A 12707-nucleotide genomic window follows, 5' to 3' on the forward strand; every position below is an offset into this window, starting at 1 on the left:
CCCCTTTTTCTATAACCTGAAAGTAAAAATTCAGGTGATCCGGTTTTTTGTCGAACCGGGTTTTTGCCAGAGAAAGGTTCCCCAGCACAAATCTACTATAAGAGTTATTAATGAAAAATCATGTAAAATCAAGTTTTTTAGCTCAGATATACTTAAAATACGTTCAACGGACAGTAGAGCTACAATCGACTTCAAGGAGAAGTAAGGCGCAGAAATACAGTGCAGGTACGTATTTATTTTTTATCAATAACTTTAAGCTACAATATAAAACTGATGAATACAACAAATATCCAGAAATATTAGTAGCGCAGGCGTTTTTACGAAAGTATTGCCTGGTAGGGTTTGCGCCTATTTTGATAACGTGAAAATGAGGGATTAGTTAAAATTATTCGGTTCTATATATCTTTTGAGTGGTTAGGTGAAAGACCACGTAGTTTTTGTTTGACCTCCCACCTTATTTTTTCTAGTTGGACGTTTCCCGCAGGTAGTAGTCGTAGTTCCCTTCATAAATGCGGAGCTCTCCGTGGCTTATTTCAAATACTCGAGTGACAAGGGAACGGAGGAAATGACGATCATGGCTTACAAGAATTACAGTACCCTCAAACTTCTGTAGAGCGGTGAGGAGGACGTCTCGGGATTGAATGTCAAGGTGGTTTGTCGGTTCATCGAGTACCAAAAAGTTAAGCGGTCTTCCAAGGAGTTTGGCCAGAACCACTCTGCTTTTTTCTCCTCCGGAGAGGTTTTCTATTTTTTTATCCACATCATCACCTTGAAACAGAAAAGAGGCGAGCAGGTTGCGGATGGTACCGATATTCTCTGTAGGCAAAATTTCCTGAAGGGCATCAAAAACAGTCTGCTGTGGTGAGAGGGTGTCCATGGCATGCTGACTGAAGTAGCCGGTGGTAACTGAGGCCCCTGTGACGATTTTTCCATCTGTGGGCTCGGTTTCTCCGGTGATGGTTTTAAGTAGAGTCGATTTACCTGCACCGTTTACACCAACCACAGCAATTTTTTCAAGACGCCTGATCGTGCCCGATAGCCCTGAAAAGACGGGAATCAGTCTTCCATCATGGCCGGTCCACTCTTTTTTAAGATTTTGCAGATGCAGCACATCATCGCCGCTTCGAGGGGGGACGGGAAATTCAAATTTTATTTTTCGTTGTTCAGGGGGGAGGATAATACGCTCAATCTTGTCCAGTTTCTTTATCCGTGACTGCACCTGTGCGGCATGGGAGGCTCTGGCGGCAAATCTTGCGATAAATTCTTCTTCTTTTGCAAGCATATCCTGCTGCCTGCGGTAGCTTGCCTGGAGCTGTGTTCTGCGGATTTCCCTTTCTTTCAGGTGAAAGTCGTAATCTCCATTATAGGTGGTAGTGCCACCGTTGGCGACCTCGATAATACGTGAGACAATCCTGTTCATGAACTCCCGGTCATGGCAGGTCATGAGCAGAGCACCTTTAAAATCGTTTTGTAACCAGTTCTCAAGCCACAGTATGGATTCTATATCAAGATGGTTAGTTGGTTCATCAAGCAGCAGTACGTCCGGGTTGATGGTGAGAATTTTTGCAAGGGCAATACGCATTTTCCAGCCACCACTAAAGCTTTCAACAGGGGTAGAAAAATCGGCGGGATCAATACCAAGGCCTGTAAGAATTGCCTGTGCCCGAGGCTCAAGGTCGTATCCACCACGTTGCTCGAAAATTTCAACCTTTTCCCCATATTTTTCAAGAAGATCAGCCATGGCGTCGTCCTCCATGGGCTCGCCCATGGCAGCTTCCATCGTGGCAATTTCTGCACCGAGTTCTACTATGTCTCCGGCAGCTGACATGACTTCGGTGAGAACAGTACGTCCAGCCATCTCTCCGACATCCTGAGAAAAATATCCGATAACCGTCTTGCTGGAACAGGAGACATCCCCTTTGTCCGGAATTTCCTCCCCGGTGATGATACGGAACACAGTGGTTTTCCCTGCACCGTTTGGACCAACGAGTCCTGTTCTTGTATTGGGTAACACCTGTAGGCTCGCATTATGGAAAATAATCTGTGAGCCGTGCTGTAGCTTAATATTTGTTAAATGTATCATTATATTGTGATTCTGATAGGTACTTTGAAGGTTGTCTCAGTTGCGGGGGATGATTGTATTAAATAATCTGTTGGAGGTTCTTTGTAGCAAAAAGTAGTCATTAACAACAGGAGAAAAAGCAGATTACCTCATTTTGTTGATGTTTTGCTCATGCATCTACATTAGTGTAGGGCGCATATATTACCTTATCCATGAAAATCGTAACCGAAATAATGTCCCATGCCTACCTTATCTCCCCTCACTGCGGAAGAGTTTAACGCTCTTTTTGTACAAGCCTGTGAAGACCACCAAAATAAGAAATATCAGGAAGCCCTGACAGGTTATAGCACGCTCATAAGCTATTTTACCGACGCCCCGATATTACATTATAATCTTGGTTTACTCCTCTTTGAAGTAGAGCAGTATGATGATGCTGTGAAGTCATTTGAAATGGCAGTGAAATTAAGTCCGGAGGACGCTGATATTGTTTTTAACCTGGCGCTCTCCTATAGACGAAATGGTAATATTGATTCTGCAATCAAGAGCTATATCAGGGCGCTGGAGATAGAGCCGAACAGCCTCGATGCAATGTACAATCTTGCAGGCTGTTACCGGGACCAGAAGAATTACCAGTCAGCTATTCAGATGTATGAAAAGGTTCTGCAAGGGGACAGCGAGCATCTGGCGGCAACCAATAGTCTTGCCTATGTGTATCAGCGCCACGGGGATAATGATAAGGCAGTTCTATTTTATCAAAAGGTTCTGCAACTGAATCCTGAACATCAGGCAGCAGCACATATGCTTGCCTCCCTCACAGGGGCAGAGGTCACGTCATCACCTGATGATTATGTGCAGGAGGTTTTTGATAACTACTCAGATCACTATGAAGATAGTCTTGTAAAAGAGTTGGAGTACGCTGTTCCTGAAAAGATTCAAGAAATTGTAATAACAGGGACGACGTGGAAAAAGAAGTTTCACTATGGACTCGATCTTGGTTGCGGGACCGGGCTGAGCGGAGAGGCCTTTTTACAGAATGTTGCAGGGTTCGATGGTGTTGATCTGGCACCTAAAATGGTTGAAATAGCACGAAGAAAGGAAATCTATAGTTCCTTATATGTTTCTGGGATTAACGAGTTCCTTTCTCAAAATGTTGGGCCCTATGATTTTGTTCTCGCAGCCGATGTTTTTGGTTATCTAGGGGATCTTGAAGAGACGTTTTCTCTCTTATACAACAGAACCACAGAAGATGTGCTCTTCTGTTTTTCAACAGAGGCAACAGCAGGTGATAGCTATACACTGCGGCAAACAGGACGATTCGCCCATAGTGAAGCCTATATTAAAAATCTGGCGGGAAAAACTGGCTGGACGATTAGTGGCAGTCATCCCACTTCTCTAAGAAAAGAGCAGGGAGAGTGGATTCAGGGCAATCTCTGGTTTCTAGGAAAGTAGTATCAGAGCAGATACGTTCCATTCTAGCATTATTACCCTTTGTAATCCTGCAGCCCGCAGAGCATAAAACCGAGGATGGGGGCACATTTTTCAAGGCAGGGGGAAGAGAAGTCCCCATGTTTATGGCTGCCTGATTTTGTCTGTCTCCCGTAAAAAAACTCACATATCCCTGTGGGGATGAGGCCGTTTTTAGCGGCATGATTGAGGAGTTTTGGTGCGCAGCAGTCCCCTGTGCCTGTAGGGATGTTTTTACTTGCCTTAAACACCTCCTGGAGCGTCTTCGTCTCCCCTCTAAAATTTGTTAGTCTGTAAAGTGAGTGTATATCTATCATGAGCTGGCGGGATTTGTTCCTCCGCAGTTTTCTCAAATCAAGCCATCGCTCGGTTTGAGCAGTAGTTTGTTCAATTTCATAAGTGAGAGCTTTTATCTCTTTTTCTCTCTGGTCGTTTAATGCATGAAAATCATCCACATTAAAAAGAGGTGGTACCCAACCGTCAACCTGCCACTGGCCATTAAATTGTCCTGAAAAAGCGTAGAGCAGAACAGGTTTTTTCTTCGCTGTAACACATTCAAGTATGCCAAACATCTTTCCCCGTGGTTCCCCCCAGAGTGGTTGAGTGGATGCGAGGTTATTCTCTCTGCTTGACCCCTGTGACAGATGAATAGTCTCATTTTGGGAAAGCTGTTGTATAAGCTCAAGGGCGCGGGTATTACTTGTGCCCATGGGTAGATGATGTGTACAATTACAGGCAGGGCAATGGCCGCTTGCGCCTGCGTGATCTGCTGTTGATGGGGTTGTGGGCATGGGCTGATGGGAAGGGATTTTCTTTGGGTGATTTATAGTGTTAGCTCAATTCAAAGATACACCCATGGCCGATAATTATATAGAATTATTTATTCCATCATTGGAATTTGCCGGTGAACAGTATAGAAAAGACTGGCTAGGTTTTTTATACAAACTAATCTGTAGTGCATGAATATCTTATCATAAATTGTGTGAAAAATATGACAAAAATAAGACGACTGCTTCCCTTTGTATTCCCCTTGCTTGGCTTTGTTTTGATCATTATTGCAATAAATGGTTACCAGTACTTCAAGCTTAAGCGTGAGGTGAGTGAAGGTCTTATAAAAGGTATTGGAGAGGCTGAATTAAGTGATCTGAAACAGTTCTTTACTGAGACCGAAGATATGCTGCTGCTGCTTCGCGACTGGGGGCAAAATGACGTTTTACTGGGAAAAGGAGTAGAGCCGCTCAATAAAAAATTAATTCCACTGCTGAGTCGGCAGCCTATGATTAGTGCTATCTCCATTGCAGGTGATAGTGGAGGAGAATATCTCCTCTATCACACTGACGATCATTTTGTTTCCCGCTACTCAATGGTTGATGAAGGACAAGATAGTCAAAATTATAGAGAGTGGGATAGGGATACTGTTGAAATTCGCAGTTGGGAAGAAAAGAAACCATATGATCCGAGGAAGACAGACTGGTATCAAAATGCAGGTTCGGGGGAGAGGGTATATTGGACTGAGGTGTATAAGCTACCAGTAATCGGAAAACCTGGGCTGACCGGTTCTATTGCCTGGGAAAAAGAAGGAGACGGGGCAAGGCATATTGTGAGTGCCTTACATGTATCTTTTTCGAGGATTGAGAAAATTCTCAGTGCGAGACGGGAGGAACGACCGGGGCAGCTTTTTCTTGTGCGTCCCGATAAAAGTTTTCTTGTTCTGAGCGCCACAGATACGCTGAAGGATACGCCGTCAGTGACGCTTGAAGCAATAGAAAAGGTGATTGCCAAGTGGGATGAGAAAGGACAGCCAATTAAGGATATGGTCCGGCTCCATAGAGATACAGAAAACTGGGTCGCATCTTTTTATGATGTTGGACGAGATGAAAACCTCTTCTGGGTGGGAGTGGTTGCAAAGGATAAGGAGCTTGTTGGCTGGTTAGACCGCTCACTCATCTCTGTTGACATAGTAGAGTTCTTAGCAGCTATCTCAGGTGGTGTTATAATACTGTTATTTATGCGTCGGCATGGCATGATTCGGCTGGGCAAGGCCAGGAAGACTCGGTTGATACGTCTTATGGAATATATCGAGCGTGGGGAAGGGGCTGGTGTTGAATTTAAGTCCACCATCCGTATGAATCTTAAAAGTGGCAAGGTCGGAAAGGAAATTGAATTTGCCTGGTTAAAGGCTGTTGTGGCCTTTCTGAACAGTGACGGAGGTAGTTTGGTACTTGGGGTAAATGATAGGGGCGAGATATGTGGTGTAGATGCGGACGGTTTTGAAAATAACGACCGTTGTCTGCTCCATGTGAAAAACCTGTTTAATCAATATGTGGGCGTTGAATTTTCAAGTTGTATTAATATTTCTCCAGTGGAACTGTCGGAGGGAACTGTTGTAATGATCGAGTGCCAAAAAGCGCCGGATCCTGTGTTTCTAAAAATTGGAAAAAATGAAGAGTTTTATATACGTTCCGGTCCATCATCGGTTAAGTTGAGTCCGAGTCAGATTGTGAACTTTGTCCAGAAGAGTGCATAAGGTTGGGACAAGCCACTTAAATAGTAGCACACACACTTGGAGAAAATTTCTTGGATGAAATGATAGATACACCAGATAATGATTTTCAGCAGTTGACCCCGGATAGGGTTCTGACCCTCATAGAACAGCGAATGGGGGTACGCTGCAATAATCTGTTTCGTCCAATGAACAGCTATATCAACAGGGTTTTTGAAGTCGAAACAACTGACCAGACCCGTCTCATAGCTAAGTTTTACCGACCCAACCGGTGGACGAAAGAGGCGATTTTGGATGAACACCAGTTCCTTCTAGACCTCAAAGAGCAGGAAATTCCTGTTATTGCACCGCTCACGGCAGAAGACGGTTCTACATTAGGGACAATTGGTGACCTGCATTTTACCGTTTTTCCAAAATGTGGGGGAAGGAGTGTTGATGAATTTACCGACGATCAGTGGCTTCAGCTGGGCCGCCTTATAGGAAGAATGCACCAGGTAGGTGAGACAGCTGTAGCGAAACATAGAGTCACAATGGGACCGGAGTACTCTTCAGCCCAGCAGTTGCAATATCTTTTGGCATCACGCTGTGTGCCTGAGGATTTAAAACGCTCTCTGGAACAGGCTGTGACCTCTATTTTAGGCGACATAAACCCTCTTTTTGCCAAGCGTAAAAATATAAGAATTCACGGGGACTGCCATTTTGCAAATTTCATCCACCGGCCCGGGGAATCCCTCTATATCATTGATTTTGATGATATGGTGATGGGGCCCCCTGTCCAGGATATTTGGATGCTCTTACCCGGTGGACTCGAGGACACCTTTGTTGAGCTTGATCTTTTTCTTGAAGGGTATGAAACTTTTCGACCTTTTGACCAGAGTTCGTTACGGCTTGTTGAGCCTCTCCGGGCAATGCGATTTATACATTATATGGCGTGGTGTGCTCATCAGGTTGAGGAAGATGGCGAGACCAGGGCCATTGATGGTTTTGGCTCAAGGGAGTATTGGCAACAGGAAATAGCCGATCTGCTTGATCAAGCTGATCGGATCGCTAAAATGCCTACCTCTTTTGGCGGAAACTGTTAAGTTACATTGTGACTAACGACGCCCCCTAAATAACGATTTGAGCAGAGTCTTGAGGTGTCCATTATTCTGCTTAGCAACTCTTATTAGTTGACTGAAATTAAGCCCCAGGCGGGTTGAGATAGCTTGAATATCGGTTTGGGGTGGATCTATTTTTTCCCAGGGAGTTTTTTGGTTCATGGTGACAGCGATCACGTTGCCACGGTCTGGTACAGGAAGGAACAGACAGCTTGTAAAAGTGTTCACAAGACTCTTTTTGATATTGCTGAAAATTGTCTTATCTGAGCTCCAAAGGTTGAAACTGATGGAGCCATCGTCTTTTAACATTGTCTGTACCCTTTCAAAAAATGATACATTATAGATTGTTGGAGCCATGCCAATGGCATCAAAGGCGTCTACAAGTATCAGGTCATACTTTCTGCTGGCCTGATGACGCACAAAATGAGCGCCATCTGCGCAGGAGATTGTAATGTTCTTTGTCTCAGGAAGTCTGAAATAGCCCTTAGCCAGATCTATAATGTGTTGAGAGTAATCCACCCCATCAATATGGCAGTGAGGGTAGTAGTGGTTGAAGAATCGCACAAATGATCCAGAACCAAGGCCTATGATAAGAATATCCTGTGGCTGGTCATTAATAAGCAATCCTAGGAGCATATAGCGGGTGTAGGATAGAATAAGTTCCTGAGGGTCAAGAAATGACATAGCGCTCTGCAGGTGTTGCTTATCAAAGAAGAGGGAGCGCTGAATTGCCGTGTCTCGTATTTCTATGAGGTGATCATTATGAAATTCACTATGAACTATGCCAGTTTTTTGTTTATTCATGCCTAATATTGGGGAGATTATAACAATTTGGATTAGTAAAAATATTCTAGCCAAACAAACTATATTGTACAATGTTTTGCTTCTTTTGCTCTAATCCCTTGACTGTTAACTTTTCTTTTTGGCATACTAGAAGTAGTGTATTGAACGATCAAAAAGATATGAGGAAATTTGGAGGCTTTATCTTTGAGTAACGATGAAACAAGAAAGAAGATTCTCATCATGGATGATGAAGATATGGTGGGGGAGATAGCCTGCCAGATGCTCGATTATCTTGGATATGATTCATTACATGTCTTTGATGGTAAGGCGGCTCTTCAGGAGTTTCAGGTGCAGAGAGAAAAAGGTGATCCGTATAGTGCTGTTATTATGGATCTGACTATTCCTGGTGGCATGGGCGGTAAAGAGGCTGTTAAAGAGATTCTTGCCATTGATGAAACTGCTCAGGTTTTTGTTTCCAGTGGTTACTCAACCGATCCTGCAATGGTGAACTATAAAGACTTCGGTTTCTCAGGGGTGATTGTCAAACCATTTGATTTGGCGGCGATTCAACAAATTCTTGATAAACTACTCTAAATATCAGCTGATATAAGGTACATGGGGCACCTGTGGTGGCAGATTTTTCAGGAAGGTCCATCTATTTTGCCACAGCAGTAACATTTTGTTCTCTCTACGCTGCCCAACCTATTCAACCGCTCTTCCAGACTGAGTTTGGACTCTCTGGCTTTCAGGCCATTCTTTTTACAACCCTAATGATGGCTCCCCTTGGAGTCGCACCTCTGTTTTACGGTTTCCTGCTTGAAGCAGTTTCTGCACGGAAGATGGTGCGCTGGGCACTCTTGCTTCTTGGCCTGCTGGAAATCCTTTTTGCTTTATCAGAAAGCTACATGACACTGCTTGCTATTCGGGCTGTTCAGGGATTGATGATTCCTGCAATCCTCACCTCAATTATGAGCTATATCAGTTACAGTAGTCGTGATGATAACGTTCAGCAGGCTATTGCTTCCTATATAGCAGCAACTATAGCGGGTGGTTTTCTTGGGCGGCTACTCTCTGGTCTTTTTACAGATCTCTTTGGTTGGCGGTTCTTTTTCTTCTTTCTCGGTGCGCTTCTTCTTCTCTGCTCGTTTCTATTGAGATCCATGGTTCGTGATGTGAAACTGAACTATGTGCGGCCGGGGCGCCGTGATGTGAGCAATATTCTCAGAAAGCCGGCGTTTATATGGCTGTACCTGAGTATATTCTGTCTGTTTTTTGTGTTTGCAGCGCTGATGAATTTCCTCCCCTTTGAGCTCAAAATAATCAGTCCGTTAAAGGGGGAGACATCAGTTGGGTTGCTTTATCTCGGCTATAGCATGGGGATTCTGGTATCCCTTAATACAAAACGGCTTATCACATTTTTTGGAGGGGAGATAAATGCCATTCAGGGAGGGATTGTTGTCTTTGCTCTGGGGGCAATGCTCTTTTTTATAGAGAGTTATGGCGTGATGTTTATGTCGATGTTTGTTTTTTGTGCAGGCCTGTTCACTGCCCATTCGTTACTCTCAGGCTATTTGAGTACTCTTGCGAAAACCAATAAGGCCATAGCCAATGGATTGTATATTTGCTTTTACTACACCGGTGGTACCCTTGGTTCGATATTACCCGGTGCTGTGTATGAAGCGTGGGGCTGGAGTGCCTTTTTATACTTTTTACTCTTGATGATAGCCGTTGCTGCCGGCTGTACATTCTTTCTTAAGCGTTGTGTTCTAAAAAATAGTTAGACAGTCTCCTCAATGACTAGCATTTTCTTCCACTTCCCCTGGCGATACCGCATCCAGGAAACGAGGTTGAGGGTGCCTATGAAAAACAGTATCCATAACCAGGCTCCACTTACTGAAATAGCAAAATATTCAATTCCGATATAGACAGGAAAAACCAGGCAGACGGGTGCTGCTACAGTGGCTGCAATCATCATAAAACGGGTATCTCCCGCACCACGCAGCGCACCAGTATACATCATGTAAAGAACATCGCAGAAGAGATATACAGCAACTATTTTCAGAATATCCCGCGCATGGGCGAGAACGGTAGGATCGACACCACTTCCTGTTTCATGGAAAAAAGGAGCAAGCACAAAATCGGGTGCCAATATGAACATCAGATCAATAATGAAGGTGTAGAAGAGCAGCATCTGTACACCTGAACGCACATATGTTGTGGCAAGTTCCGGGGATTTTCTGCCAAGGGCCTGACCGACCAGAACACTGATTCCCTGGGAGGCACCCATGGATGGCATAAAGGTAAGGGCGTTGATGGACAGGACAATGTTGGTCGCTGCGAGTTCTGCTGTACCAATACGTCCAACCAGCAGGACAAAAAGGGTAAATGCCAGTATATCCATGGTGAACTGAAAGGCGGCAGGTACTCCAAATCGCAAGAGTCGTTTCAGTAATGCCCACTGAATTTGAATTTGTGTAAGTACATAGTATTTCTCCTCATGTTTTTTTGTGAATATTAGAACTATCAGAAGAACCACATTGATGGTCCAGGCAATTACAGTTGCAATGGCTGCTCCACGTATTCCCATCTCGGGCAGTCCCCATACCCCAAAGATAAGTGCATAATCAAGAGGGATGTTAACAAGAACTCCCACAAAGGTAATGATCATCACCGGTCGTGTGAGTCCTCTTCCTGTAAAGAATGTGGATAGAGTGGCCATGGCAACATGGAGGATACCGCCTTTGCAGAGGATCGAAAAATAAATCGCTTCAAGTCGTTGTACCTCATGTTCGTGGCCTGCCAGCATAAAGATGGCATCGGTTGCAAAGACGGCAATCAGATACATGATAAGACCAGCAAGCAAGGTAAAATAGATCGCCTGCCAAAGCACAGCGCCGATTTTTTTATGGTCTCCTTTGCCACTGTACTGGGCTATGAAAACTCCTGCATAACTTCCAATACCACCAAAAAAAGAGAGGAAGAGATACGCAGTTATACCTGCAGGAAGGGATGCGGAGATGGCCTCAATGGAGTAGTTTGCAAGGAAGACTCGATCTGTGAACTCCATGAGTGTTGTCGCAGAAAGGCTGAGTACAAGCGGTAGGCAGACCCGCAATACTTCTCTGTAGTGATTTTCTGCCAGTAGTTTCTTTATAATTTGCATGGAGTGGTGGCTGAACTCAGTTATGGTTCATTGTCTGATTTTTATAGGGACAGAAGTATTACACCACAATAATATCTTCGAAAAGAATAAAGCGCGTGAACGCATTTTTAAGAGGCGGTTACCTCTTTTATACACTTAACATCTGTAACTACAATGAAACCAGTAATCATAAATAAAGAACTATGCACAGGGTGTGGGATCTGCGTCGTGGTCTGCCCATACAAAGCGATTGAAGTTGAAGGTGGCAGTGCAGAGTACCTGCTCGACAATTGTTTTTGCTGCGGCCATTGTCAATCTGTATGCCCTGAAGGTGCGGTGAGTGTTCCGGGACTTCATTCTCCTGTAGATACGCTGAAAACCTTTGAAGGTGAACAGAGTATTGAGTCAGAATCTGCGAGATCACTTATACGTCTTATGGCAGGACGCAGGTCGTGCAGGAATTACAGGGATAAAGAGGTGCCTGTGGAGATTCTGAACGACTTGATTCAGATTGGTATTACTGCACCATCAGGGACCAACTGTCAGGATTGGAATTTTGTTATTCTTCCGAGCCGTGGTGATGTGATGGAGTTTGGTTCACTTGTCGGACGCTACTTTAAAAGGCTCAATAGACTTGCAGAGAGCGGATTACTTCGGTTTTTCACTGGTTTGTTTACAGATGGAGGACTGAATCGATACTATGAAAATCACTATGATAGTGTAAAAGAAGCAATGGAGGACTGGGACAAGAAGGGCGAGGATCGTTTGTTTCATGGGGCAAAGTCTGCAATACTGGTGACGGCAAAGAAACATTCAAGCTGTCCCGCCGAAGATGCAATGCTTGCTACCGGTAATATAGTACTAGCTGCCCATTCCATGGGGCTTGGAACCTGCCTGATTGGTTTTGCTGTTGAAGCTATGCGCAGGGACAAGAATATTGGCAAAAAGCTGTTGATCCCAGATGATGAACAACTCTACGCTGTCATTGCACTGGGATATCCGAAGATCTCCTATCTTCGTCCCGCAGGTCGAAAAAAAGTTACTCCACGGATTTTCAGGTTTGACAAAGCGGAGGAAAGTTAAGAAGATGGCAGGGCGATGACAACGACCAATCACACGTTTATATGAAATGATCTTTTATCTCTATGGAGAGTAGAAAATGAGCACCGGGGAAGCACTGCATATTGTACTATTTTCATTCGGTTTTAAGTATGGGACTCCGGTGGATGTTAATTATCTAATGGACATGAGGTTTTTGCCAAACCCCTACTGGGTTCCGGAGTTAAAAGAAAAGACGGGTACAGAATCCGGTGTTGCAGACTATGTTCTTCAGAGTGAGGCCGGTAAGGCAACGGTGGCTCAGCTCACGTCATATTTTGATTTTATAATTGCGCAAAACCTAGCCGCAGGCAAGAAGACACTACGTATAGGTATCGGCTGTACAGGAGGCAGGCATCGATCAGTGGCCATTACCGAAGAACTGGGTCGGTATCTGCGTGCCGAGGGTACAACGCTCAGAGTCTTTCATAGAGATATGTATAAGGATGGTCCTGTAACCGATTGTTAAAATACGGAATTAACATCTTAATAATTACAGGCTTCAGATTATTGTGCAGAGTGGAGCTAAAGAGGGTAATGTTGAATGTGCTGTGGCCC

11 protein-coding genes are annotated in these 12707 nt (G+C 44.3%); 7 read left to right on the top strand and 4 right to left on the bottom strand.

The features are described from left to right. Window positions 1-463 precede the first annotated feature (463 nt). A complete protein-coding gene (locus tag ACX6CI_RS01890) occupies window positions 464-2083 on the bottom strand; it encodes an ABC-F family ATP-binding cassette domain-containing protein (RefSeq protein WP_458776488.1) in 1620 nt (539 codons plus the stop codon). Between the two features lie 219 nt (window positions 2084-2302). On the opposite strand from ACX6CI_RS01890, the gene ACX6CI_RS01895 reads away from it, so the two are divergent. After that, the gene (locus tag ACX6CI_RS01895) at window positions 2303-3511 is read left to right on the top strand and encodes a tetratricopeptide repeat protein (protein ID WP_458776489.1); all 1209 of its coding nucleotides are present in this window, start codon (window positions 2303-2305) and stop codon (window positions 3509-3511) included. A gap of 32 nt (window positions 3512-3543) precedes the next feature. Here the strand turns inward: ACX6CI_RS01895 and ACX6CI_RS01900 are convergent, their stop codons facing one another. Continuing rightward, entirely contained in the window at window positions 3544-4317 is a 774-nt protein-coding gene (locus tag ACX6CI_RS01900) for a hypothetical protein (RefSeq protein WP_458776490.1), read from the bottom strand. 200 nt (window positions 4318-4517) lie between these two features. On the opposite strand from ACX6CI_RS01900, the gene ACX6CI_RS01905 reads away from it, so the two are divergent. Next, window positions 4518-6053, top strand: a complete 1536-nt coding sequence (locus tag ACX6CI_RS01905) for an AlbA family DNA-binding domain-containing protein (protein WP_458776491.1) — start codon at window positions 4518-4520, stop codon at window positions 6051-6053. A 59-nt stretch (window positions 6054-6112) separates the two neighbouring features. Further along, window positions 6113-7111 (top strand): serine/threonine protein kinase, encoded by a 999-nt coding sequence (locus tag ACX6CI_RS01910; RefSeq protein ID WP_458778420.1) that lies wholly within the window; start codon window positions 6113-6115, stop codon window positions 7109-7111. Between the two features lie 12 nt (window positions 7112-7123). On the opposite strand, the gene ACX6CI_RS01915 is transcribed toward ACX6CI_RS01910, so the two are convergent. Then, window positions 7124-7930: a spermine/spermidine synthase domain-containing protein gene (locus tag ACX6CI_RS01915; RefSeq protein WP_458776492.1), complete on the bottom strand. Its 807-nt coding sequence runs from the start codon at window positions 7928-7930 to the stop codon at window positions 7124-7126. A 183-nt stretch (window positions 7931-8113) separates the two neighbouring features. Here ACX6CI_RS01915 and ACX6CI_RS01920 point away from each other — a divergent pair, with 183 nt between their 5' ends. Together ACX6CI_RS01920 and ACX6CI_RS01925 are read left to right on the top strand one after the other, a co-directional pair. Then, complete coding sequence (locus ACX6CI_RS01920) at window positions 8114-8503, top strand: response regulator (protein ID WP_458776493.1); 390 nt, start codon at window positions 8114-8116, stop codon at window positions 8501-8503. 35 nt (window positions 8504-8538) lie between these two features. Then, the gene (locus ACX6CI_RS01925; RefSeq protein WP_458776494.1) at window positions 8539-9690 is read left to right on the top strand and encodes an MFS transporter; all 1152 of its coding nucleotides are present in this window, start codon (window positions 8539-8541) and stop codon (window positions 9688-9690) included. Here ACX6CI_RS01925 and ACX6CI_RS01930 read toward each other — a convergent pair. Further along, complete coding sequence (locus ACX6CI_RS01930) at window positions 9687-11072, bottom strand: MATE family efflux transporter (protein WP_458776495.1); 1386 nt, start codon at window positions 11070-11072, stop codon at window positions 9687-9689. The two genes, ACX6CI_RS01925 and ACX6CI_RS01930, sit on opposite strands and share 4 nt — an antisense overlap. 153 nt (window positions 11073-11225) lie before the next feature. On the opposite strand from ACX6CI_RS01930, the gene ACX6CI_RS01935 reads away from it, so the two are divergent. Together ACX6CI_RS01935 and ACX6CI_RS01940 are read left to right on the top strand one after the other, a co-directional pair. Beyond that, window positions 11226-12134: a nitroreductase family protein gene (locus ACX6CI_RS01935; protein ID WP_458776496.1), complete on the top strand. Its 909-nt coding sequence runs from the start codon at window positions 11226-11228 to the stop codon at window positions 12132-12134. Window positions 12135-12210: 76 nt separating this feature from the next. Continuing rightward, window positions 12211-12618, top strand: a complete 408-nt coding sequence (locus tag ACX6CI_RS01940; protein ID WP_458776497.1) for a RapZ C-terminal domain-containing protein — start codon at window positions 12211-12213, stop codon at window positions 12616-12618. Window positions 12619-12707 lie beyond the last annotated feature (89 nt).

It is taken from the genome of Desulforhopalus glucosivorans, assembly GCF_054397165.1.

What these genes read in the sequence shown, in the direction of transcription:
- ACX6CI_RS01890 (WP_458776488.1), bottom strand. Translation starts at nt 2,083, where the DNA reads ATGATACATTTAACAAATATTAAGCTACAGCACGGCTCACAGATTATT.
- ACX6CI_RS01895 (WP_458776489.1), top strand. Translation starts at nt 2,303, where the DNA reads ATGCCTACCTTATCTCCCCTCACTGCGGAAGAGTTTAACGCTCTTTTT.
- ACX6CI_RS01900 (WP_458776490.1), bottom strand. Translation starts at nt 4,317, where the DNA reads ATGCCCACAACCCCATCAACAGCAGATCACGCAGGCGCAAGCGGCCAT.
- ACX6CI_RS01905 (WP_458776491.1), top strand. Translation starts at nt 4,518, where the DNA reads ATGACAAAAATAAGACGACTGCTTCCCTTTGTATTCCCCTTGCTTGGC.
- ACX6CI_RS01910 (WP_458778420.1), top strand. Translation starts at nt 6,113, where the DNA reads ATGATAGATACACCAGATAATGATTTTCAGCAGTTGACCCCGGATAGG.
- ACX6CI_RS01915 (WP_458776492.1), bottom strand. Translation starts at nt 7,930, where the DNA reads ATGAATAAACAAAAAACTGGCATAGTTCATAGTGAATTTCATAATGAT.
- ACX6CI_RS01930 (WP_458776495.1), bottom strand. Translation starts at nt 11,072, where the DNA reads ATGCAAATTATAAAGAAACTACTGGCAGAAAATCACTACAGAGAAGTA.
- ACX6CI_RS01935 (WP_458776496.1), top strand. Translation starts at nt 11,226, where the DNA reads ATGAAACCAGTAATCATAAATAAAGAACTATGCACAGGGTGTGGGATC.
- ACX6CI_RS01940 (WP_458776497.1), top strand. Translation starts at nt 12,211, where the DNA reads ATGAGCACCGGGGAAGCACTGCATATTGTACTATTTTCATTCGGTTTT.